The following is a 23,905-nucleotide window of genomic DNA, read 5'->3' on the forward strand; positions in this document are numbered from 1 at the left end:
CATGGCTTGGCCGGTGACCGGTTCCGTGGCCGTGGCTTGATCCTCAGGCTCTATCTGATGCGGGCGAGATGTTGTCAGGGGTAGCGTCGTGGAAGCTGATGGAGCGGGCCGGGCCGCGTCTCCGCCGCGGTCGGTGGACGTGGCGGGCCTACGTGCCCAGGCTGAGCGGGTCTACGCGCCTGTTCGGGAGCTCTGGGGTCAGGCGGAGAGCGCTCGGGCTCTATACGACCGCGGTAACGCCGCGCTGGCGTTGGCTCGTGTCGCCGTGCGGACCAGAGATCTGACCGTGGAGTTGCTGCGCTCCCACGAGCAGGAGACGGTGACGACGGCGGGCCGGGAGTGGGGAACCGGGGACTCTCACGCGCTGCTCGCGCGAGTCGCTGAGGCCGCTTATCAGGCCACCTACAACCAGTTCGCGACCCGCTTGCGGGAGGCCGCCGAGGGCTCGGCTGAGGGCTCGTCCGCGCGCACTGACGTTCTCGACGAGCTCAGCCTGCGGGTGCGGCGCTATCTGGATGAGGTTGTCGACGCCTACGGCCGGTACCTGATCGCGGTGGCCCCGACCCCACACGCCTACGCCCGAAGGTTCCCCGCAGTCGGCCTCGATGATCATGGCCGAAGCCGGGCGGTGGCCGGTCGGACGGGCACGGCGTTCGTCTGCGGCCACGGCGAAGATCTCGGCACCGGTGAGGTGCGGGTACCCCGGGGCAGGAGCGTGTCCTTCTACGCCGACCTCGACACCAGCATGGCCTCGACCGTCGCCCGGGCGGTGCTCACGGCCGGGGACATCCGCCCCCGGGAGACCTACCACGCGGGTCAGGACATCCCCAACTATGTGCTCACCACGCTGGAAGACGTCGATACGGCCGACGACCTGGCGTCGGTGTCCGATCGGCTGCCCGGCAAGGTGTACCTGGTGGGTGCGGACTGGCCCCTGGGTGATTCCCCGCTGCGGTTGTGCACCACACGGTCGGCGTGCGCCGATCCCGATCCCGCTGTGGGATACGAACCCGACCTGTCCACCCGGCACCACCCCGGCTGCGACGGGTTGTTCAACCGGCTCGCCGAAGCCGACCTGCACCTGCTCATCTGTCGCCAGGCGCCTGAGGGTCCCCCCGTGGACACGACGGAGATGGACGTGCGGCCGGTCCTCGACGACCAGGGCCGACCAGTCGGCCACGCCACCCCCTACGGGGACGAACCCGACGCCTACATCACCAGCTTGAAGGAACAGGTGGAGGCCATCTACGGGTGGGCGGCGGTCGACTTGGCCGCGGCGGTGACCTATGTGCACTCCCTGCCCCAAGCCACCCTCGCAGCCCTGCGCTCGTATGACGATTTCGCGCAGTGGCTGGAGTGCACCCAACACACCCCAGACCGCCGACAGGCCCAAGCCGCGGCCGAGGTTTTGGTGCTGGGCTACGAGCAGTCCCCGACAACGGCCCTACTCTGGTGGCGGGCCTTGCCGCGGGTCACCCGCGAGATCCTCTGGACCAGACCCGACGTGCGTCGTTGTCTTCGCCCCCACGGCGAACGGGTCGGCGAACCCCACCGGCCCCGCGGCCCGGCACCGGCCGAGTTCTCCACCGCCTGGACCGACGTCCACTGGCGCAATGCCTTCAGCACCTGGTTGGTCGCCGCCGTCCGCACACCCCCGCAGCAACCCCTTCTCACCCTCTACGCCCAATTGCATCCCGTCAGCGCCGGCACTGTCGGCGGCATCACCATGACCACCGGCTCCGCCTTCGGCGCCCTGTCCACCCTCGCCGACACCGACGTCCTCCCCGCGGCCGAGCACATCGTGGCCTACTGCGACGGCCACTTTCCCGTCCTGCGCGAACCCCGCGTCCTCGATGCCCTCGCCACCGATCTCCGCGACTCCGGCCTCGTCGCCCCTATCCGCAAGGACCTCGAACGGCTCGACATCTCCCTCACCCGCCAACTCGACACCCACTACCAGGCGTTCCGCCAGGTTGCCGTGAGCAGGTCTGCCGAACCCGCCGGAAGCGCCACCTGACCCGTTTGGCATCGACCCGAAAGGATCAAACCCCGTGTCCCACCCCTCGCGTCGCCTCTGGCTGGTCGGGGCCGGGCTCTCGGCTCTCCTGCTGACCGCGGCCGTGCCTGTGCTGCGCGTTTCGCAGCCGGTGCCCGGCTCGTCGTCTACTTCGGACGCTCGCACGACCGCGGCGACGACCCCGGCGACCGTCGGGACCCCCATTCCCACCTCCACAACGACAACCAGTGCCACGACGACCACCAGGTCCACCACCACAACGACCGGGACTTCTGGGACTTCCAGGACTTCCACGACGAGGACGAAAACGACTGGTCCGACGACTTCCTCACAGCCCTCCGCCCAGCCCTCGTCGGAGACGACCGTGCTCACCCTGGTCAACCGCGAACGCGCGGCGGCGGGATGCCCAGCGCTGCGCTGGGACGACCGCCTCGGGGTGGCGGCCCGTGCGCACAGCGTGGACATGGCCGCCAGGAACTACTTCAGCCACACCTCGCTCGACGGCCGGAGTTCGGCCGACCGGATGAGGGCGCAGGGCTACCCCAAACCGGGCGGGGAGAACATCGGAGCGGGATATCGCACGCCCGAGGCGGCGATGAAGGGCTGGATGAACAGCTCCGGGCACCGAGCCAATGTCCTCGACTGCCGGTACCAGGCCCTCGGCGTCGGTGTCGGCAAGGGCGGGAAATGGGGCATCTACTGGACCCAGAACTTCGGGTTCTGATCGTCGCGCCGCTGGTGCGCGCTGAGGCCGGGTCAAGCCGCCCGGGTCGCCACGGAGGCTCCCGCGCCGACGATGAGTCGTGCTGTCAAGCTCGGTGCCACGACTGGAAGCATGTGGCCTTCGCCTGCCGCGAGCAGGAATTCGCCATGCGGCAACAACATCGCCACCTTGCGCACGTCCGACGGCGGCGCGTCGGGGTCCCGGGCGGCCGCGACGAAACGCATGGGGAGGTGGATCGATGTCAAGTCCGCGTGCATGTCGAATCGGCTCATGGCGGACAAGGCCTGTCGCCACGCGCGGAGATCGGCGGTGAGTACCTGCTCGCGGAGGTACCACGCCTCGTACGACGTCCGTGCGGCGGACTGCCCGAGCCATTCGTGCACAAGACGTTCGACATCGGGACGGCCCTGGGACCTCAGTCGCCGCTCCAGCCTGCCCGCGGCCATGCACGGATCAACCGTGGTGCACACCAGCGATCCAGCCGACACCCGCTGCGGAAACCACCGCGCCAAGGTGAGCGCGACCTGGCCGCCGAACGCGTGCCCGACCACCTGTGCCCGCCCGATCCCGAGATGGTCGAGCAACGCCACGACATCCTTTGCCAGCCGCGGGTAGGAGAATTCGAGAGTGGCGTCGGACGCGGACCCGAACCCCCGCGGGTCGCATCGGATCACCCGCATCCCGCGCCGGGTGAGCAACGGGACCACCCCATCCCATGAGCGCAGATCCAGGGGCACCTCTGGGAGGAGCACCACGGGGTCGCCTGCGCCCTCGTCTCGGACGCACGTGCGGTAACCAGGTGCCAGTTCGACTCTGTTTCCGATCATCGCGCAACACGGCTTTCACACTGCGGCTCCATCAGTACGGTGGAACCAGCATGCGCCCGGACCTTCTCCGTGGCCCTGGGGATGGTCCCTAGGCTTCACTCGACCGCCCCCAGGTAGACCGTGGTCTGCCGCTCCGACCAGTTACTGGTTCTGCTGGTTCTGCCGGTTCTGGCGGGAACCGCCGATCACGGAGTCGCGGGTCAGCGGGTCCGCGCCCGATCGGGCCGAGGCGGTCACATCGTTGATCGCTTCGTCGAGCAGTGCCGATAGCTGACCGGTCGCGACCTTGCTGCCGCCTGCGAAGAAGTGTCTGAGCTGCTCGTCCAGGTCGTGTGCGGCCTTGTCCGGACTGACTCGCCTCGCCAGTGCTACCCGCAGGACGCGATCCTTGATGAGCTGGATCCACCGCTTCCCGATGAGAAGCACGCGTTCCTTGTCCTCGATCCAGCCGTGCGTTCGGAAGAGAGGGTGGCACATCCTGAGGGCTTGGTGGTCCGTCAGGTACCTCCGGCGGCTGACCAGCTCCCAGCATTCCTCGATGGACGGCGGGGTGCTGCCGTGGTGTTTCCACCCGGGTGTCGGAGCGCCGCTCCCGTCGGCTCCGGGATCCGTGGGCGCGGCGTCGCGGCGTGTTCCCTGTGCCAGGCGGGCCATTTCCTCGAAGGCCATGGCTCTGCGGTCTTCGTCTGTCTGCGCATGCTTCTCACGAAGATCGAACAGCGTGTTGTGCGTGACCTCGTAGCCGCGGATACCCGCTCCCTTGAGGCGGTCGACCAGGCGGCTCTTCAGGGACTGAGACGGCGGTGGCGGCTGCGCTGACCGTGGCCGCCGGTGCTCGTGTTCCTTTCCCTCGTCGTCAGAACTGTGAGGGCTGTATCCACGTTCCATCGGTGTCTCCTGGGTGGTTGGTCAGTGGTCCTGGTGTTCGCCCAGTTCGGCGGCGATCTCGGCGGCCAGGGCGGCCAGCTGTTTGTCATCGAGTTCGGCGAGCTCGGCGGCGAGGTCGGCGAGCTCGCCATCGTCTGGTGCCGGGGCGGCGGGGGAGACGCTCAGGCCGTACTGGGCGAACGCGGCGACCTTGTCCGCGCTGCCTTCGACGTAGCTCAGAAATGTCGCCGCGGCGTTGCCGACGCCTGCCTGCGCCGCGCCGCGGGCAAACCGGTCGCGAAAGCCTTTCCAGTGCCGCTCGGTCCCGTCCCAGGCCGGCCCGTTGGCGGACAGGTAGGCGTTCCAGGTGTCCGGGTCCTCCGCCTGCTCGGCCGCGTATGCCCGCGACAGCAGGACTTCGTAGTGAGTGGTGAGTTCGTCCGGGCCGTGCCTTCCTGCCACGGAGAGGAGTTCCCACGGGTTCGAGACGTACCCGAGTACCATCAGCAGGTCCTCGATCGCCACTCTGTGGTGACCCGATCCGTCAAGCTCGGCCAGCCGCGCGGCGAGGTCTCCCAGGCCGTAGTTTCCTGCCTCGGCCGCTTCGGCCTGCACTTGGCACAGCAGCGTGAACCACGCGTGGGCGGTGGGGGTATCGGCGTGCCAGGACGCGGCGATCACGCGGTCCAGGTCTTCCATGTCGGGGCCCTCCTCGCTGACCGTCCTATGTGGAACCCAGTGTCCGCGTACCGCCCGCGCGGACGGGATAGTCGAACGGGCAAGCGTTAGGGCAGGGGGCGGGGGAGTTCACTCCAAGGGCTTCAATGGGGGCTGGGAGTAGCTTTTGAACATCGGACCGGCGGGCCCGTCGTTGAGAACGCATTCGCCGCTGACCGGCTCGACCACGGCACAGCCGGACTTGGGGTTGCCCCACCGACTCGCGATGTCGAGCCAGCTGAGTGACCCGGTGTAGGAACCCTTCGGGCGCCAGGGGAACGAGATCAGATTCGTCCGGGTGTCCCATCGCGTCCCGTCGGCGGTGTCGTCGGCCAGGTCGCTTCCGTTGGGCAGGGTCCGGTACACGTGTCGGCCCGCGTCCGGGTAGGCGCCGTGTGAGCCGAGTGCGGAGTACACCCCGATGCGCCAGTTGGCCAAGGGCACGTTCTTGTCCCCGAAGGTGAACGTTTCGCCGCCCGAGTGTTGGCTGTAGAAGATCTTCTCCGGCAGCCCTTCGCGGAACCTGACGGTGATGTGCTCCCAGTCGCCGACGTGATTCCCGAAAGTCGACCAGCCGCCGACGCAGGTGCCATCCGTCTCGACCCCGATGCAGACGCGCTTGCCGTTGTTGTAGGGATAGAACATCCAGTAGATGATGTCCACGGTGTCGGTGGGGGCGCCGTTCGAGGTCCGCGGCACGATGAGTGCGTAGGCGTTGACCGCCTGCCGACCGGGATTCTGACCGTCGAGGAACGCCGGGTCCGTGCACGAATCGCAACCCAAGGGCTCGTTCGTGACCAGGTGCCCGTCGCGTTCGTGGGTGTTCGCCAGGAAGTGTTGGGTCGTCGAGGGGAAGTATCGCTCGCGCGGATGCAAAGTGACCACGGGCGCGAACAGTGTGGCTCGTGACCCGTCCATCGGAGCGGCGGACAGCGCGGCCGCGTTGGTCATGCGTTTGTCCAGCACTCGAAAAAGTGAGGGACTTCCTGGATCGGTGTGCGACGCCCTGGCAACGAACGTCGACGGCGGCAGTCCTCTGTGGTCGGAGGGGTCCGACTGCCAGATGCCCACATCACTGTCCGCGCCGGATTCCGAGTCATCCCAGATCTTGACCGGTGAACCGGCTCGGGTGTAATCGCTGCGAACGCATCGGATGCGGTCGGTCGACGGCTGCGAGTACGACGGACTCGCCACGTTGCCCAGACAGGTGTAGCCACTCGGCGGAACAGGTGCCCACAGGGAGACGTCATGCGTTCCGCCTGAGCCGTGGTCGCTCCAGACGAGCCGGTAGCCGGTGGGCCTGGCCACCACGCCGCTGTCGCCCGCTACCAGGAAGACGTTGGCCGGTCGTTTCCCATGCGCACCCATCGCCACGTCGCCCAAGGAGTAGTAGCCCGGATACGCCGTGGTGTCGGGGCGCCAGAGGGACACATCCCTGGCGGCGCCGGTCCCGGCATCGTCGTACACCCACACGAACCGGTCGACCGGCTGTATGCGCAGCGGAGCCGGTGGGGCCGCTGCGTTAGCGGCGACGGGTTGACCAACTGAGGCCAACAGCGCGGACGCCAGTAACAGAGATTTGGTTCGACCTGAGGACATCGGCTACTCCCGGTGAACAAGCCCGTGATTGCGGCGTGATTAAGGCAGCTTTTCCGTTGACTCTGATATCACCGAACGCGACCAATCTCATGAAGAAGGCGACGAAGGTCGCCGAGTTCCACCTCGTTTGATTCGTCGCCGATTCTGTTGCGATGCTATCCATCGGGTTCGAGGTGATCCATAGGGATGGCCCCAACGGGAAGGTGTTTTGCCCACAAGGGCAACGGCGGCTCGCATACAGTTATCCGACTCGGTACTGCAGCAGTGCATCGCCCTGTTTCGGAATAGAACCTGGATGGAGACGACATGCGAGGCATTTCTCGAATGCGAAGGCGGCTCGTTGCGGTGGCCGCGGTCATTCTGTCAATGGCGATGATGCTGACCGCCCCTGGCGCGCAGGCGCATCCGGGGTCCCCAGCCGATCCCGCGTCGGTCGACCGCGAAGCCGCGAAAAGATCGGCGGCGCAAGGTGCTCAGTCGGCGACGTCGGCCGGTGTCGCGGACATCCTGGGCGCGCCGGACGCCATGGGCATCGGCGTCGTCGACGTGGAAGCGGCGAAGGCTGGCCTGACGAACGCGACCGGGGTGAGCTGGCGGCCCAACCGGCCGACGGAGAACGCCGCGGTGCTCTACCCCAACGGAGTCGTGATGATCCTCGACTTCAACGTCGGCATCTCGGTGGAAGGCCCGCCGTATCTCGTGCTGGACGAGGTCCACCCACAGCTCTCCCCGTGGCAGGCCAGTGAGAACCATTCGTCCTACCACCTGATGTACATCGTGCCTGATATCGCGGCCACCTCCGCGGCGCTGGAGGCGAGAGGACTGCCCCGGATGGTGACCGCCTCGGTGGTGGAGAACCAGGACTTCGCCGTCGCGTACGCGATCCACCGCGGTGTCAACGGGATCAACATCGAGGTGATCGACGACGATTTCGGGTGCCCGCTGATCGACAACTGCGAGAACCTGCTCCCATGAGCTCGCGCCGGTCCATCCCCGCCCTGAGCCTGGTGGCTGTCGCGTCGGTCCTCGCGGGATGCACGGCAGGCGAGCCCGCCCGGGCGGCGGACCGGGTCGACTGCTCGGAAACCACGACGGAGCTGCGCACGGCGATGGCGGACAAACCGGTGTTCAGCGCGGCGTCCGCCCACCCGAAGCTGTCGGTCCTGGTCTCCCTGATGGCGGAGGCGGAGATGGCGAAGGCGCTGGACACGGCGCGCAACCTGACGCTGTTCGCCCCGACGGACGCCGCATTCGCCGCCGCGGACCCCAATGCGATGGCGGCAGTCCGCGCGGACAAGCGCAAGATCGCGAATCTGGTGAGCCACCACATCACCGGGGTTGTTCCGCAGCCCGCGAACGGGTCTCCCGCCGCGCTGCAGACCCTGCGGGGCACCTCGCTCGACGTCACGGCCGACGGCGCGGGCCTCCGCGTCGATCAGGCGAAGGCGCCGTGCGCGAGCGTCGAGATCGCGGGCGGGACGATCTACCTGATCGACTCCGTCCTGTTCCCACCCCCCTGACCCGAGGGCGCCGCCGCTTACCGAGGTGCTTTCCGCGGCGCCTGCTCGGGCGGTTCGTGAACTCCCAGCTCCGCCAGCACGTCCCGATACTGGCTCCGCGCCTGGTGTGCCGCGGCAGGCTCATTGCCGAGTTGATAAGCGTGGATCAGCAGGTTCCAGGCCGGATCGTGGAACCGGTCGATCTCGATCGCCCTGGTGCACACCGCGGCCGCGCGTCCCGGATTGCCCAGCTTCACCTCGATCCTGGCCAGGGCGCACGCCACGTCGAGTACCAGAGCCCGGTACCGCGCCCGATCCGCCAACACCCACTCGGCGGCGCCCTCCTCTGGCAGCAGATCGCCGGTATAGAGCGAGAACGCCGTGCGGAGCGGCTTGAGCAGGCTCGTCGGGTCCGCATTCCCGGTCGCTACGCGCCACTGGTGCAATGCCTCGCCGAAGCGCACGGTGTCGGCGGTGCCACCCGGCGGGATCGCCAACACGTACATGTCGCCCCGGCGTTCCACGGGAGACTGTGGCCAGCTCGGCGCCGGGGCGTCGCCGAGCACTCGGCGGATCATGGACACTGCCACGTGCAGGCTGCGGCGCGCGGAATCCAGCGGCGCCCCTGGCCAGAAGCACTGGTAGAGAGTGTCGACGTGCACACCCCGGTTGGCGCGCAGTGCCAGCAGGCGCAACACGGATTGGACCCGGGGCCGCAGACCACGCCAGTCGAGAAGCTGGTCGCCGACGGCGATCTCGAATTGCCCGAAACACCGGATCCGCATCCTGGGGTCCGGGCCGGGCCGCGGGGTCGCCACCGTGCTCGTGGGCAGCGGGGCGATGCGGGCGGGGGCGGCGGGTGATCGCTGCACGGCCGGACTGAGCGGGTGCCGGCCCGCGGGCGACACCGTGGCGTCGCCCGCCCCACGCGCGGTCTGGTCGAGCTCGGCCGAACCGGGGTCGGCCAGGTACCCGGCCATGATCACGCGTGCCCAGGTCGCGACCGCGGCGGCTTGCAGGCTCGCGGCGCGGCGCTCGCACCGGTGCAGTGCCTTGACCGCGTCCACACCGGACCGGCACCGGCCGATGGCGGCCGCGACGCAGCCGACGAGCGAAACCCATGGCCGCTCGTCCTGGTTGAGCGATTCGATTCGTTCGGCGTTCTCGATGTGCGCGGCCACCCCTGACAGCGCCGACAACGCGCGGACCACCGCCCCGACGGCGTCGAGGAAGTCGCCCTCGGCCTGTGCCGCCAGCGCTTCGAGCGCGGGTGCCATGGCGTCCGGCTTCGTCCAGTTGTCGGCCACCACGCGCACCGCCGTTCCGAGCAGGCCGATGACATCGGTTCGCGTCGGCAGGATCCTGCTCCAGTGCCGCACCGCTTCGGTGGGCCTGCCGTCCAGCAGCGAGGCGATACCCGCTGCCAACGACCAGCCGTCCGAGGTGTCGGCCATCGGGTGCTCGGCGAGCGCCGCCGGACGCTTGTCCAGCGCCCGCCGCAACTGGCCCAGCCAGTGCGCCGCCGTGGTGTCGGTCGGCGGCGCGCCTGGCGAGAAGGCGGCCACCAGTTCTTGCTCCCGCACGCAGTCCTCGTGCAGATCGGTCCCGGCAAGGGCGGTCGTCGCCTCCTGGTACGCGGCCAGCGCGGCGTCGAGCTGATCGTTCAAAGCGCGGGCGCGGGCCTGTGCCAGCAACACGGCACCGACGTCGTGGCGGTGTCCTGCCATGAGCGAAGCCTGACCCGTTCGGGGCGCGTTGAGGATCCGACTGCTCGCCCGCACATCGGCGGCGCGCAGGTACGCCACGAGCGCTTCGTGGTCGCGCCCGACGGATTCGTGGAGCCGGGCGATCTTGCGGTAGTGCTCCCGAAGTGCCTCGGGGCTGATCCGGGCGCGCAGTTCCGCGACGAGATGCGCCTGGAACAGCGGATGGTAGCGATATCGAACCTGGTCACCGTCGATATCGCGACGCACCAGGAGGTTCTGTTCCACGAGTTGGTCGAGGGTCCAGCCGCTGTTCGACCGGTCGAGCAGTGCGTCGCACCACTCGGGGACGACCGGTGTGCAGGCGCTGCTGAACAGCAGAAGGTCCACCGTGTCCGAGGGAAGGTCGGCCAGCACGGTGGCCGTCAGGTGGTGTCGGAGCAGCCGCGACCCGGCAAGTGTGGCGATGGCGGCGGCCCGCTGCTCGGGCGAGTGGCCCCGCGTCGCCGCCTGGAACAGGTGGATCGCCATGATCCAGCCCTCGGTGCGCTCAGTCAGCTCCGACACGGCGGCCTGGGTCAGGGGTGCGTCGTAGTGCTCGCGGAACAGCGACTCGACCTCGTCCTCGCGGAACCGCAGCGCCTGCCCGTCGATGCTGTGGACGTGTCCGGCGAGTCGGACCGGGGTGGACCACTCGGCGCGTTCGGTCCGGGCCGCGAGCACGAACCGGGTGTCCCGGGACAGGGCGTTGATCACGCGGCCGAGCACGACCGCCGGCTGGCCGGTCAGGAGGTGTGCGTCGTCGACCACGAGCGTGCAGGGGCCGATCGTCCGCCCCACCTCGGCCGCGAGTCTGCGCACCGAGATCTGGTGATGGTGCGGCGAGGTGCCCAGCAGTGCGTCGGCGACACCTTCGACGACCTGCCGCGGGTGGCAGAGCGAACCGTCGACGCCGAGCCAACCAACCTTCTCACCGCGCTCCCGCAGGTGTTCGGCGAACTGCGCGACGAGCTCGGTCTTGCCCGCTCCGGGCGGGCCGGTCACGATCACTGAGCCTTCGGTGTGCGCGGACACGCAGTGGTCCAGAAGTCGTCCGCGACGAAACCCGGAAGGGGTCGGAACGCCGATGGCCCCGGTGTCCTCGTCGACAGCGCGGAACTGCCCCGGCCGCGGCGGCGGGGGTTCGAGGAAGGCGGGTCGCGTCGCCGCGCGCGGCCCGCGGCGGCGGTCCAGCCAGGCCGCCGCGGCACCGATGTCGAGATCAGCCGCCATCGCGATCACTTCCACAGGTCGTGGATGTTGTCGCTTTCGAGGCTGCCCGCCAGCCGCCGTCATGTCCCTAGGGTCGGTCCCTAGTGCTGGTCCCTGTGCCCCCAGGGGCGGTTCAGAATCGACCAAAGTACTTCACGGTCGACGCGTCCGCCTTGAGGGTGCGGTTGATCAGGTCGATCTCGATCCGGCCCGCCACCCCGGCTTGTGGTGCCGCGCCGCCCGGCCAGGTCGGCTGGGCTTGCCAGTCCAGCAGAACGCGCGGGTACTGCGAGCCGACCACGTTGCCCGCTCTCGACTCCAGCACCAGGTTGACGGTGAACCCCGTCGCGTCGGCGGGCACGTCGACCCGGCAATCCGCGACACCGGCGAACGGGACGAACCCGCGCGCGCCGATCATCAGTCGCAGCTGGTTCTCGGGCTCGAGGTCGTGCTCTCCGATCTTGACGACCTTGTAGCCGCGGAACTTGCACATGATTCCGATGTCGAATTTCTCCCGTTTCCTGGGGAGGAAGCCGATGACCCGATTGCGGTGGAGAACGCGGATCCGTCCTTTGCCCCGGCGGTAGGTTCGACGTCGATGGAGCCCAGGGGCGATCTCCTCGTCCAGCTGCGCCACAAAAGGAAGAACGGACAGCTCGCCTTCGGGATCGTCGCGCTCGGTGTCGCGCAGGCCTTCCCGCTTCCGGTCGACGCCCGGGTTCTGGTCGAGGCGCGGGCGCTGTCCATGTTGGCGCTGGGCGGCGAGCATCCGCGGCAGTCGCTCCATCTCGCTGTCGGCCAGCATGACGCCGGCCCACTGCGGGTCATCGAATTTGGTGTTGAAGGTATCGTTGACCAACAGGCCGGTGATCTGATCCGGGAATGAGAACTGCGGGAACGCGCCGGTGGCCACGTGCACGGGCAGCGGAATCGCGCTGACGTCTATAGTGCGGGCCACGAAGCCTCTGCATTTCGTCCGGCTGGACAGGATGAAGGCTTTCAGCGGCATTTCTCGGCGTAAACGTTCGCGAAGGTCGCCGAGGTCGGCGAGTGTGACTCTTTCGACGTCGAGCCCCTGGGGTGGGCGGGCCTTCGTGGTCAGCTCTTTGACGACAAAGGTGTCTGATTCAGATTCGGTTTCGTCGTCTCCTTTGATGACGAAACCGCCGTCTTCGGATTCCGATTCCGATTCCTCGTCGACCTGGACGATGGCACTACCTGGGCCGGCTTCGCGGTCGTACGATACGGGATGGCCGTCTTTTTCCTTTCCTTTGGTTTGCTGTCGCTCCTCACTCCGTTTCAGCAAGGTGTCCAGTGCGGTCCAGGCCAGGCTCGGCGGAAAGTGCGCCGGAGTGGAATCCTGATCCCCGAGGCGTTCGTTGAGCACCGCCAGGAGCTCACTGTGTATCCCCGCGCCCCATTTGTGGTCCAGGTTCGCGACAGCGGTGAGGGTCACGCCATCGGCCACCTGGCTCCTCCACTGCTGCAGAAGTGCCTGGGCGTCCAAGAGCAGCATGTTGCGATCGATCTTCTCCTGGGACTGCATGGTCTTACCTCCTTGATCGCCCGGTCATCCGCCGGAACAGCCTCGCCACGCCGGTTTTCCTCGGCTGCTCGGGTTCACCTTCCGGGCTTCCCTCGCGCGGCACGGCGTGGGCGGCGTCGCGTGCCTGCCCGCTCTTGAATCGAGTCTTGCGGCCACGCTTGTCCTGCACGCTTTCCGGGAAGATCCGCGCCTGGGCTCCCTCCGGCTCCCGGCGGGTCGAGACGATCTCGCGTGCGGGCAGTTCGGGAAAGGGGGCGGGGACCACGAGGGGGTGGATCTTGAAGTATTTTCGGGAGTCCGCACCGACCGGGGTCAGCACGCCGCCATCGGTGAGCAGAAAGCGCCCGCTCTTGGCCTTGCTGAGCGCGAGCGGCATGCCGCCCGGAGCGAGCCCGCTCGAGGTGGCTGTCCAAGTGAACTCGAGAACACCACTGCGTCTGAGTGAGACCTGCCAGTTGAATACGGTGAGATCGTTGAACTTGCTGAATGGGAACGTTTTCATACCGGGATTGTCACCGATCCCGAGGCTGACATGCGCGAAGCCGTAGATCGGTTTCCCGTCGCGGTCCACCGCGGGCTCCACAATTTCGTCCCAGGAGGTCGGGGAAAGCCGGTCCTTGTAGACCGCGACGTACGGCGCGACTGATCCCGTCAACCGTAGATCCAGGCGATGGCGAACGCGCCGGACGCCTGCTACCCGGCAATGCCGCGTGTACTCGAGCCGGGTCGTGAACGGTTGGGCATCCAGATCCCGCAATCTGAATTCGACCATGTGCCCGTCTTTTTCGTCATCCGGCAGCGTGGTGCGAATCTCGGACAGCTCCGTGAGGTGGAACCTGTTGTACTGAGCTTGAGCGATCGCAAACTTTTCACTGATTGTCATGGCGGTGTTGACGATATTGAGGCCGGCGTTCAGGGTGACCGGCACTGCCGTGATCAAGGTGGTCGGGTCAAAAGGGGCAGCCATCGCGCATCCCAGCTATTCTCGACAAATTCCTTCGGCCGTGGTCGTCGGGCATTCGAGTCCAGAATGGTCAGTCGTCGTCTTCGAAGGTGATGATGCCCGCGTCGACCGCTTCCTTGACCTTCGCCATCCCCGCCTCGTCGAGCGGCTCCTCGCTTTGGAAGAGGGCGAGAATCTCCTCGACGAACTTGGGATCGATCTCCTCGTCCTGAAGCTGGTTCGTCGCCTCCCATGCCTTCGCCCCGAGGTAGAACCTGCCGATCTCGTCCATCGACAGGACGGTGCCGTCCGGAGTGGACACACCCGTGGGGAAGTCGGTCTGGAACCGGGCCACGATCGCCTCGGGCCAGAGATCCTTGCCGAACCACGAGCCGATGGTCGCCGCGTCGGGCAGGCCGCCACCCTCACTCAGGTAGTAGCTGACGTAGCTGGCGAAATCCCTGGCGAACTCGGGCTGCTCGGCCGCCGGTGCCGCCACCCAGCCGATCTGCACCGGGTCCACTCCGAGGTGCGCGGCCAGCCCGACCAGGTCGGTGGTGTCCTGGTGCCAGGTCTCCAGCGCGGTGCGCGCCATGGTGCCCGCGTAGAGCCACTGTTCGTCGGTCAGCCGAAGCGGGTTGTTCCGGTCCATCTCCGCCGCGGCGTAGAGCACCCGCTGCACGATCGCGTTGGTGCCCCAGTCCGACCGGCCGAAGGTGGTGTCGAGCTGTCGGGTGAAGTCGGTCCAGGTGGCGCCGTCGTCCGCGCCCCGCTGGTGCAGCCCGGCAGCGGTGATCTTCATCGCCTGCACCGCCCAGACGGTCGCGCTTTGCGCGTCGGACCACTCGTACCATGGCGATGCCATCCAACTGGGGTTGAAACCCGAAACCTCGATCAGCGTTTCCATCGTTGTTCGTTCCTTTCAGGATCGGTTCGATGATCTTGAGTGGCCGTCGCCAATGTGGTCTGCCACCCAGAGTCTCCAGCGCCCGAGCGGGGCCATCGAGGTAATTCGGTCCCAGTTGTTGGGGCCAAAGGATGTGCATCTCCGGGCATTTCCGAGTCGGTCAGATGAGACCTTCATGCAACGCGTAGGCCACCGCGTGCGACCGGTTGCGCAGTTGGAATCTCGTGGTGACGCCATGCAGCACGTTTTTCACGGTGCGTTCGGAGTAGTTGAGTTCGCCCGCGATCTCGCGGGTGCTCATCCCGCGGGAGACCAGTCGCAACATCTCGGTTTCCCGATCGGACAAGCCGACGACGTTGAGCCCCTGCGGCGCCAGGACGTCGTGCTGCAGACGGGACACGTGCTTGAGCAGCCTGCCCAGGACGTTGGCGGGCATGGTCGCCTCGCCCTCCGCGGCGACCCGGAGAAGCTGGACCAGCCGGGTCGCCGTCGCTTCGGCCCGTCCGGCGACGGCACACACGCCGAGTTCCACGGCGTGCATCAGCGTCATGTCCTGTTCCACACTGCTGATCAACACGAACTGCCTGCAACCGAGCGCTCGAACGTCCTTGATCAGGTCGATCGTCGCGTCGTCGAGCGCCGTCGCGGCGATGACACCCACGGTCCCGGAATCGACTTCCTCCGCGCTGACGACCGCCACTTCGGGGCATGTGTGCAAAGTGGCCGTGAGACCGGCTGCCGAGATCATGTCGAGGCTTCGAACATAAGTAGGAATACGTCTGGTCATCGGTCGTCCTCCCCGCTTGGCTGCTGGTACGAAAGCAGTCTGCGGAGCGTCCTTATCAGGCACCTATCGGCTGCACTGTTGCCTTATCGTGCAGCTGGGCCACGAGCTCGACCTGATGCAGGACATGGGCGGGCTTCGCCTCGGCCACCAGCTTCTCGACGGTCGAGACATCGACCGAACCGGACCGCGGTGGGCAAACGCGGACCGTCAGCCGCTGTTGGTCGCTGCCCGGCAGCGCGCCGCCCGGCGTGGTGGACACCGCGACGCCGCCCGAGTCGACGACGTCTATCCGCCCACCTGTGGCAGCCTCAAGGTATGCCCGCAATCCACGTGCGGTGCCCCTGGCCCGGTGTAAGTCGACCGCGTGGGCCACCGTTGCGCGCCGGTGCTCCATCAACCAGTTCTCGTCGAGCGTCACGCCGACCCACCCGGCGAGCCAGTCGAGGAAGTCCGGTGGCGCCAGGGCCGGATCGACGTAGCACCACAGGCAGTCGAGGGTGGCGATCACAGGCGTCAGCACCTCGTCCAACGCGGCCGTGATCCGCATCGCGACGGCGTCTTCCTGCAGCACGGGGGGCAGCAGGGTGCCCAGTGGATACGGAGTGCCGAGTCCTGGTGCCGCTGCCCGCATCGTTTCTCCTTCTGTAGTAGGCGTGGTCCGCACTCCCGCAGTCAGCCGATGCCGAAGAGCTCGATCTCCGTGATGGCCACCGCGCTCGCGCCCGCCGCCTGGTGAACGTCCAACACCTCGATGGTGAGGGTTTTCGCGCCGAGCCCGGCTTGCAGTTCGATCTCCTGCGGTTGCGGGGTGTCCTGCACGGCGACCGACTCGTTCCGTTCGTTCGAATACGCCAGGTGCAGCCGCGCGGGCCGATGGTGGGTCGCGAAGTCGGCGCCCCCGCCCGCGGTGATGATCAGCTTGCGCAAGGCAACCGTCTTGCCGAGGTCGATCGTGAGCTTCGGCCGGTCGCCCGTGGCCCACGGTGCGGCCCAGTAGGTGTTGGTCGCCAGGTCGAAGGCCGAGGTCGCCTGATGGGTGTCCAATGCCCCGTTGGCCTCGGTGACAGCGGGCCGCACGGGAGAGTCAGGACTCGGGAGCGCCTCGGTCACCGTGTTCCTGAGCGACTGGACTTGACTCATCACATAGGTGCGGAAAGGCGGGTAGACGCCGAACAGGACACCGCTCAACACCAGTGCCACGGCGGCGACTCCCCGCACCTTCCGGAACAGTCCGCGGAGGTTGACCCTCGAACGGGTGCCCCCGGCCCCCCGGTTCCTCGGTCGCGTACCTGCCTTCTTGACCTTCGTGCGGGATCGGAAGACGCGCCGCCACCACGGCGGCTTGACCACCTCAGCCCGCAGGAGGGACTCCCCGCACCGGTGGCAGAACTTGCGCGGCGGGCGGTTGCCCTCGCCACACTCGCCGCACACCAGGTCGCCCGGCATGAGCTTGCGGGTCGGGCCCTGCTTGCGCACTGGCGCGACTCGTCGCTGCGCGGCCTGCGGAAGCATCTCGTCCAGCCGGGTCTGGGCGTCCGACGCCGCGGCCTTTCCGACGACTGGCGCGGCCAACGCGCCGACTTCGGTGTCGATCGGGCCAGGGCGCAACTCACCTGGACCGGGGCTCACCTCGTCGACGTCCAGCTTGTCGAGCCAATCGTCATCGGTCGAGTCATCGGTCGAGTCATCGGTCGGGTTTTCGGCATCGTCCGCCGCACCGGGAAAGCCGATGCCACCAGGAGGGCGGCTCGGTGGATCCGGTGGTCGCAGAACATCGGGTACACCGGTCGTTCGAGGCAGTTCGTCCACTTCGGATGGTTCAGCGAGGCTGGGCGGTTTTCCGAGGCCGCGTGGTGGTCCGCCTGCCTCGGGGGGTCCGAGAAGGCCAGGTGGACGGCCGAGGGTCGGTGGCCCACCCGCGCCGGGTGGCCCCCCGAGGCTGGGCGGTCCGCCGAGACCGGGTGGTTTACCGAGCCCGGGTGGTTTACCAGGGCTGGGGGGTCCGCCGAGACCGGGTGGTTTACCGAGCCCGGGTGGTCCACCAGGGCCGGGGGGTCCGCCGAGACCGGGTGGTTTACCGAGCCCAGGTGGTCCACCAAGGCCGGGGGGTCCGCCGAGACCGGGTGGTTTACCGAGCCCAGGTGGTCCACCAAGGCCGGGGGGTCCGCCGAGACCGGGTGGCTTGCCGAGCCCAGGCGGGCCTCCGAGGCCGCCGCCGAACCCGCCAAAGCCGGGACCCGCCATCGCGCCGCCGTCCTTGGCCATGACAGTCGGGCCCGCGAGCACCGTTCGGACCGAGTTCTGCACTCGTTGGATGAAGCCCGCGCGCGGCGAGGCGGCCTCTTCGTCGGCCTCCGCGACCAACTCGGGGGAGACCGTGGTCTCCACCTTCTCACCGGACCACTCCAGGAAACTTCCGCAGGACCCGCAGAACGCATCGTTGTCCTTGTTGCGGAACCCGCAGTCCTCGCAGATCATCATCGCCACTCGCCGCCTCTCACCACCGGCCCCCGCGCGGTCCGTCATCGCCCTTCAACCCGGACCTTGTGTTCGAAGGAAAAGATCAAGCTGTTGGGCTCGACGTCGACCCGACCGGTCTCCGCACCACGCTCACCGGTCACCGGATTCGCGGTGAACAGCCGGACATCCTCGACCAGCTCCAAGCCGCGCACGTGCTGCAGGACGGCGTAGACGTCGCCCGACAGCACCGGGCGGCCGAACGGCCATCCCGTTCCGTCCGGCCCGCCACCCGGCAGGGGATCGAGGAACCGGTAGAGAGCCGCCGTCGCCTCCTCCCGCACCCGGTCCACCGCGACCCGCGGCCGGGCGATCAGCCGCGCCACCACCGTCACCCCCCGGTAGCGGGGCGGCTCCACCAGGACGCGGGTTCCGATAAGCCGGACTTCGTCGAGGCGACTGGCGATCCGATCGAGAACGGCGGTCGTGGGCACCAGATCGGCGAACCGGATGCGATCGTCAGTGCGTGCGGCGGCGGGCACCACCAGCACTTTGACCGCGCCCGCCGCGACATCGGCCTCGCCCGCGGTGAGGCAGCGCACCCGCGCCAGCTCCGGCGCGGCATCGCGGGCGAACACCTCGTAGTCCTCGGCGGTCACCGCGCGATCGCGGGTCCGCAACAGCAGCGGCCCGCGGCTCTTCGCCTCATCCAGGGTCTCACCGTCGACACCGCCCTGCGCGGGAGCCAGGTTCTCCACGGCGGCGACAAAGGGAATCGAGGACTTCAGGGTCTGGATCTCTCCGGTGCCGACGTTGCCCCGGGCGCCGCCACCGATCGCGTACTCCCGGATTCGGACGATGGCACCCTTCGGCGGTACGGCGCCGTGATGCGACACGCCGCCGTCTGGATTGCGCACGACCGGGCCGAACAGGACCTCACCGGCGAACGAGTCGAGCACGACATGGCGGTCGGTGGGCCCGCTCATGGCGAAGTTGTCGACCGCGCGCCACTGGGTCCAGCCATCGTCCCCGCTCACCTCGACGACCGCATCCACCACGCCTGCCAACGCGGGCCTGGCTGACAACGACAACACTTGTCCCGCCACCCCTTCAGCCTCACCGAGCACCTCGTTCACGACGATCTCGGCGTTGATCGCCTCGCCGGTTCCGCCCACCGTGCACGCGGAAAGCCCTTCGACCGAAGGGGAGGCACTGTAGGACGGCTGACCTTCCAGCGGCGGTACCACTCTCGCCCGCAGCCACCCGGCTCGGTCCTCGTCCACCACGCTGATTCTGTGCTCGGCCGGGAGGTGCACGATGATCGAGCCGGAGGCGTTCAGGCCCCCGGTTTCGTCCAGCGTCACCAGGCACTCGGTCCACTGGGTGCCCGTCCAGGCCTCCCACACCAGCGGCGGGTGCTTCGGATTGACGCCGACGCCCTTGGCCGCCCCGGTGAAGTCGAGTCGCACCGCGCAGTTCGGGACGGCCTCGCTCAGCCCCAGGAGAAGAACGTCGCCGACGCCGGGTTCGTCGCCGAACGCGCCGAAGGCGACGTTGGTCTCCATCCGCTGGGTGCGGTTCACCGTTTCCTGCCCGCCCGCTTCCTGGGTCCGGACGAACCGCAGCTCGCACGGTCGGATGTCCAGGTCGTCGCGAAGTGCGAACACGATCGCCTCGTCGTTCTCCGTGCGGACGGTCCCGACCTGGGTGCCCGCGGGGATCGACAGGGAGGTCTGCGCGGGTGTCGACAGCCAGAAGGTGACCGGTGCGCGCGCCGGGGTCGGCGGGAGGATGCGCAACCCGAGCAGATCGAGGAACTTCACATAGTGCCGGTCGGGAATCCGGTTGAGGCGGTACAGCAACTGGTCGGTCATGTAGGCGAAGGTCTCGATCAGCGTGACCCCGGGGTCGGACACGTTGTGGTCCGTCCACTCCGGACAGCGCCGCATCACCATCCGCTTGGCCTCGTCGACGAGGTCCTGGAAGCTGCGGTCATCGAGGTTGGGAGTCGGGAGCGCCATCAGTCCTCCTCGTGCTCAGGGATGGTGTAGAAGGGGAAGACCAAGTTCCGGTGGTCGTTCGTCGCCTTCACCACATACTGGATATCGATGTAGAGCAGGCTCGCGCTGTCCTCGTCCGGATACACGTCCACGCCCTCGATGTCGACCCGCGGCTCCCAGAAGTCCAAGGCGCGTCGCACTTCCTCCGACAGTGCGGCGGCGTTGTCCAGGGTCGCCCCGCGAAAGACATAGTCGCGCAGGCGCGCGCCGAAGTTCGCCCGCATGGGCCGTTCGCCGGGGTAGGTGGTGAGGATCAGCCGCATGGACTGCTCGATCTTGCGGGTTCCATTGGCCAGCGCGACTCCGCGGCTCGCGGTGAAATCGAGCGGAAAGGTCCATCCCGCGCCGGTGAAGTCGGTGGTCACGTCGTTCTCCTAGTTCAGCTTGACTTGCGCGCCCTTGATTTCCACGATGCCCTGGCTTTCGATCTTGATGCCTGTCTGCGCGGTGAGATTCAGTCGGGCACCGCCATCGATGTTCACGGTGCCGCCCGCGCCCGCCTTGATGTTGATGGTTCCCGACGGTCCACACTCGACGGTGACCGAGCCCGACGGCTGGGAACTGTTGAGCCGGACGGTCTTCTTCTGCTTGTCGATGGTCAGCGTCATGGTGCCGTCCTGCGTACCGAGGATCACCTCCGAAGCAGGCGGTTGGACCTCGTCGTGGAAGGCGAGCATGGTGCCCGACGCTCCCGCGAAGCCGCGCCAGACGACAGCCGCGGTCTGACCTGTGGCCTTGACCGGCTCGCCGCCAGGCCGGTACTTGCTGCGATTGTTGACCATCACTCCGAGCACGTACGCACGTTGCGGGTCGCCGAACTCGAAGCCGACCAACACCTCGTCCCCGACGTCCGGGACGAACATCGCGCCGCCGCGCTCACCCGCGGCGAACTGCATGACGGGTGCCCAGTCCGATTCATAACTCGGCGACAGCCAGGGCAGACACACCTTGACCCGGCACTTGCGCAACGGGTCCATGACGTTGGTGACCACACCGCACACCAGACCGGACACCGTCGGCTGCGGCCGGGCCGCTGCCGAGGTGAGGCCGAGCAGCGATCGCTGCTGACTTCCGCTGACTTCGAAGCGGGTGTGGTACCCGGCCACGTCGAAGACGTGCTGTGCCTTGGTGAGAACCCAGCTGCCCGCGAAGATCCGGGAGACCCCGGCGACGGTCACCGCCGTGCCCGCGAGCAGCCGCGGGTCGCCGATGGCTTCCCCCTCGGCCTCAGCGAAGGTGCCGCCGAGGTGTTCGGCCACACCGCTCGCGATCTCCTGCGCGGCGACTCCGATCGCCGCACCGGTCGCCATCGGCCGATCCGACACGACGAAGGCCTTGGTGCTCGGTTCCGGCCCCATGCCTGGCTGGGCGCCCTTTCCGGCAGGCTGGGCCGCCGGCCCTTTGTCGAACAGTCGGGCGAGTTGAGCGGGGGTCGAACCGTTCAGCCGCGCCGAAGATGTCTGGACCGGTGTCGTGCCGACCTTCACTGTCGCGGAAAGCGGATCCCAGACCCGGACCTCGGCCTCCGCGGCCAGGTTGCCCGCCGTAACACGGGGGAGGAATGACCTCAGGTTGTCGGGATAGGTCAGCGTGATCGGCGGCGCGGCGGTGCCGGCCGGGCTCGCGGCCTTGCGGAAGAAGAATTTTCCTTCAGTCACCCCGATTTCGTAGCCGAGCGGGCCCGCCTGTCCGCTCAGGAACTCCCAGTCCGTCTGGTTGACCTGACCGATGTGGTCGTGCGCGGTCCGGGTCTGCTGAATCTCCCCGATCGTCAACCCGGCCTCGACGGCGATCCTTCGGGCGATGTCGGACACCTTGCTGTTGAGGAACGTGCGGGTCCGGCGCGCGCGTTGCAGGCGATGATCGGCGGAATATCCCCGGATCACGGTCTGCATGGAGTCGGTGAACATCGCCTCGATCGAGGTCACCTCGCCGACGATGAGCTCGGCGGCTGTCCTGCCCGCAGGCGCGGCGCCACGGATGGTGACCGGATCGCCGATCGTGACACGGGTCAGTGCGGTGATCTCGCTCGGACCAGCGGCGAACGTGACCTCGAACATGTCGGGAAGGTGCAGGTGGCTGTCCACGACAACCCGATCCAGCTTGCCGCATGCCTCCTTCGACAGCGCGACGGACCCGATCAGGATCGTCGGGACGACTCTGATGAGACTCGCCTTGAGAGATTCCTGGCCCGGCTGCGCGCCCATGTCAGCCCACTCCTGGCAAGAGCAATGGCTTGCCGTTGCGCACCCGAAGCGGATCGTCGATCCCGTTCTCCTCGGCGATCCGTCGCCACGCCGCCGGGGTCCCGTAGGTCTCCTTGGCGATGCTCGGGAGCGAATCCCCCGCGGTGACGGTATGTGCCCGCCCGCTTTCCCGAGTACCCGATGTCGGGTTGGTTCCCTTCTTGGCTGGTTCCACCTCTTGCAGCGTGAGTTGGACATTCGCGCGGTTGGGCAGACCGGTGCGGGTGAACCTGGTGTAGTTGACGGTGACGGACTTCAGTACGGCCCGGAAGTTGATGGGCGATCGTCGGCCACCGCCCGCGCCCATCACGATCCGGAGGTGTTTGATCTCCTGTTTCGGTTCGTCGGCGCCCGTGCCCGCGGCTGTCGTGCCGCTCCCGCCCTTGGCCGTCGCGCTGGATTCCGCGCCGAGCCAGGTGAACAACTTGGCCACCGTGGCTTGCACACTCGATACGCCCTCGACGCGGAGGTCGGAGAGCGTGATGGACAGCGTTCCCGGATCGATGGCCTGCTGCTCACGGGACTCCGTCGTGACAAGTCCGGGCGTCCTGATCTGGACCGTCTTGCTGAGCGATACCTTCTGCGGGTTGTACGCGAATTCCATCGGGGGGCCGGTCACCGTCGCGTCAACCTGGGTCGACGACAGCAGCATGACCTTCAGCTTGCCGTCCTTGCCGGTCGTCCCCTTGGCCGCCGGGCTGGTCGCGGGCGAGGCGCCGCCGGACTTGCTTCCGGTCACACCGTTGTGCGAGAGGACAAGTTTCTCGATCGCCACGTCGCCGCCCTTGGCCGAGAGCGTCGGTCCGGACCACGCCACCGGGATGGCGTCCTGCAGCGTCCACTTGTAGATCGGCTTCCAGTCGCTCGCGCTGAGCATCTCGATGGTGACGGTGCTGCCCGGATTGGCCGCGGCGCCCGCGTCGTCGGCGTTCACCCAGTTTTTGATCACGTGCTGCAGCCACTTGTGCAGCGCATCGGAACTCTCCGACTCCATCGCGCGCTCCAGGGTGACCTGGCCGTAGGTCACGCGGTCCGGGAACCGCTGGACGCCGTCGTAGTCGCCGCCGGGGGCGTACTCGTCGATCTTCAGGGTGAGACCGAGACCGGAGCAGCCGGACCACCTGCCCAGCGCCATCTGCAAACCGTTGCCCGCGTACACGGTGACCTTGAACCGCATGCTGAGGCCCAGGGAGTGGCGCCTGGCAATCGGGGTCCCCGACTTCGACTTGGCGAGCGGCGACTTCGGGAGGGTGGGTAGCTGGGGCATCAGAATCCCGCCCTCAGTTCGGCGGGCAGGAAGGCGGTGTGGGCCAGTTCCAGGGTCTCCAGAGCCGGCCTGGAGTTGCCTGCGTCGAACTCGGTGATGGACCAGCTGATCGGGTAGCACTCCTTGAGTTCCCAGCTCGCCACCGTGAGGAACATCGAGTTGATCATCTGGATCTCACCGCTGAGCGGGACGATTTTCCTGGCCGTCTCGATCAGCCATTTCTGTACGGTCTGGGAGTCCGAGCACGCGGCCCTGGCGAGCTTCACGTTGCCGTACTTGGCATTGCCGGGAAAGGTCATCATCTCGTTGTCCTCCCCGCAGCGGTACTGACACGACCCGAAGTTGACCGTCAGCCCGGCGACCTTCGTCCACGTGCCGAGGTCGTAGGTACCGGAATCGATGGTCACCCGGAACTGGTGGCTCATGCCGACATCGCCGGAGAGGCCGAGCCCCTGAGCGGCCTTGAGTGGCAACATGCTTCTGCTCAT

Annotated in this window: 20 protein-coding genes; 4 read left to right on the forward strand and 16 right to left on the reverse strand. The window is 67.7% G+C overall.

Annotation, left to right across the window (positions count from 1 at the left end; translation table 11 throughout):
- The first annotated feature begins 88 nt into the window (after positions 1-88).
- Positions 89-2,017, forward strand: coding sequence for a putative adhesin (locus tag C8E96_RS24395; protein WP_133794732.1), 1,929 nt, complete (start codon positions 89-91; stop codon positions 2,015-2,017).
- Between the two features lie 364 nt (positions 2,018-2,381).
- Complete coding sequence (locus C8E96_RS34220; RefSeq protein ID WP_228769588.1) at positions 2,382-2,741, forward strand: CAP domain-containing protein; 360 nt, start codon at positions 2,382-2,384, stop codon at positions 2,739-2,741.
- 32 nt (positions 2,742-2,773) lie between these two features.
- Here C8E96_RS34220 and C8E96_RS24405 read toward each other — a convergent pair whose 3' ends face one another.
- The 4 genes from C8E96_RS24405 to C8E96_RS24420 all read right to left on the reverse strand — a co-directional run bounded on the left by C8E96_RS24405 (position 2,774) and on the right by C8E96_RS24420 (position 6,619).
- Positions 2,774-3,568 carry an alpha/beta fold hydrolase gene (locus C8E96_RS24405; RefSeq protein ID WP_091368522.1) on the reverse strand — a complete coding sequence of 265 codons (795 nt, stop codon included), beginning with the start codon at positions 3,566-3,568 and terminating at the stop codon, positions 2,774-2,776.
- A gap of 141 nt (positions 3,569-3,709) precedes the next feature.
- Positions 3,710-4,456: a hypothetical protein gene (locus tag C8E96_RS24410; protein WP_133794734.1), complete on the reverse strand. Its 747-nt coding sequence runs from the start codon at positions 4,454-4,456 to the stop codon at positions 3,710-3,712.
- 21 nt (positions 4,457-4,477) lie between these two features.
- Positions 4,478-5,134: a hypothetical protein gene (locus C8E96_RS24415; RefSeq protein ID WP_091368529.1), complete on the reverse strand. Its 657-nt coding sequence runs from the start codon at positions 5,132-5,134 to the stop codon at positions 4,478-4,480.
- Positions 5,135-5,242: 108 nt separating this feature from the next.
- Positions 5,243-6,619 carry a Vps62-related protein gene (locus C8E96_RS24420; protein ID WP_166658097.1) on the reverse strand — a complete coding sequence of 459 codons (1,377 nt, stop codon included), beginning with the start codon at positions 6,617-6,619 and terminating at the stop codon, positions 5,243-5,245.
- A gap of 477 nt (positions 6,620-7,096) precedes the next feature.
- Here C8E96_RS24420 and C8E96_RS24425 point away from each other — a divergent pair, with 477 nt between their 5' ends.
- Entirely contained in the window at positions 7,097-7,726 is a 630-nt protein-coding gene (locus C8E96_RS24425; RefSeq protein WP_091574797.1) for a VOC family protein, read from the forward strand.
- A complete protein-coding gene (locus tag C8E96_RS24430) occupies positions 7,723-8,271 on the forward strand; it encodes a fasciclin domain-containing protein (RefSeq protein ID WP_091368544.1) in 549 nt (182 codons plus the stop codon). The genes C8E96_RS24425 and C8E96_RS24430 overlap by 4 nt, the downstream gene beginning before the upstream one ends.
- A gap of 17 nt (positions 8,272-8,288) precedes the next feature.
- Here C8E96_RS24430 and C8E96_RS24435 read toward each other — a convergent pair whose 3' ends face one another.
- The 12 genes from C8E96_RS24435 to C8E96_RS24490 form a co-directional block, all read right to left on the reverse strand.
- Positions 8,289-11,225, reverse strand: coding sequence for a BTAD domain-containing putative transcriptional regulator (locus tag C8E96_RS24435; RefSeq protein WP_166658098.1), 2,937 nt, complete (start codon positions 11,223-11,225; stop codon positions 8,289-8,291).
- A gap of 112 nt (positions 11,226-11,337) precedes the next feature.
- Positions 11,338-12,750, reverse strand: coding sequence for a hypothetical protein (locus C8E96_RS24440; protein ID WP_091368550.1), 1,413 nt, complete (start codon positions 12,748-12,750; stop codon positions 11,338-11,340).
- A gap of 4 nt (positions 12,751-12,754) precedes the next feature.
- Complete coding sequence (locus tag C8E96_RS24445) at positions 12,755-13,717, reverse strand: hypothetical protein (RefSeq protein WP_091368553.1); 963 nt, start codon at positions 13,715-13,717, stop codon at positions 12,755-12,757.
- Positions 13,718-13,784: 67 nt separating this feature from the next.
- Complete coding sequence (locus C8E96_RS24450; protein ID WP_133794736.1) at positions 13,785-14,558, reverse strand: hypothetical protein; 774 nt, start codon at positions 14,556-14,558, stop codon at positions 13,785-13,787.
- Positions 14,559-14,760: 202 nt separating this feature from the next.
- Positions 14,761-15,300: a response regulator transcription factor gene (locus C8E96_RS24455; protein ID WP_228769589.1), complete on the reverse strand. Its 540-nt coding sequence runs from the start codon at positions 15,298-15,300 to the stop codon at positions 14,761-14,763.
- A gap of 142 nt (positions 15,301-15,442) precedes the next feature.
- On the reverse strand, positions 15,443-16,018 hold the full coding sequence (locus C8E96_RS24460; protein ID WP_091368565.1) for a phage tail protein: 576 nt from the start codon (positions 16,016-16,018) through the stop codon (positions 15,443-15,445).
- A gap of 41 nt (positions 16,019-16,059) precedes the next feature.
- The gene (locus tag C8E96_RS33520; protein ID WP_228769590.1) at positions 16,060-17,016 is read right to left on the reverse strand and encodes a discoidin domain-containing protein; all 957 of its coding nucleotides are present in this window, start codon (positions 17,014-17,016) and stop codon (positions 16,060-16,062) included.
- 893 nt (positions 17,017-17,909) lie between these two features.
- Entirely contained in the window at positions 17,910-19,865 is a 1,956-nt protein-coding gene (locus tag C8E96_RS24470; protein ID WP_091368572.1) for a putative baseplate assembly protein, read from the reverse strand.
- Positions 19,865-20,269, reverse strand: a complete 405-nt coding sequence (locus tag C8E96_RS24475; protein ID WP_091368576.1) for a GPW/gp25 family protein — start codon at positions 20,267-20,269, stop codon at positions 19,865-19,867. The genes C8E96_RS24470 and C8E96_RS24475 overlap by 1 nt, the downstream gene beginning before the upstream one ends.
- Positions 20,270-20,278: 9 nt before the next feature.
- A complete protein-coding gene (locus C8E96_RS24480) occupies positions 20,279-22,111 on the reverse strand; it encodes a VgrG-related protein (protein WP_091368581.1) in 1,833 nt (610 codons plus the stop codon).
- 1 nt (position 22,112) lies between these two features.
- Positions 22,113-23,417, reverse strand: a complete 1,305-nt coding sequence (locus C8E96_RS24485; protein WP_091368585.1) for a phage tail protein — start codon at positions 23,415-23,417, stop codon at positions 22,113-22,115.
- On the reverse strand, positions 23,417-23,905 hold the full coding sequence (locus C8E96_RS24490; protein WP_091368589.1) for a phage tail protein: 489 nt from the start codon (positions 23,903-23,905) through the stop codon (positions 23,417-23,419). Before C8E96_RS24490 ends, C8E96_RS24485 begins: the two co-directional genes overlap by 1 nt.

Origin of the sequence: Actinokineospora alba, assembly GCF_004362515.1 — a bacterium.
In the GTDB taxonomy this organism is placed as follows: Bacteria; Actinomycetota; Actinomycetes; order Mycobacteriales; family Pseudonocardiaceae; genus Actinokineospora; species Actinokineospora alba.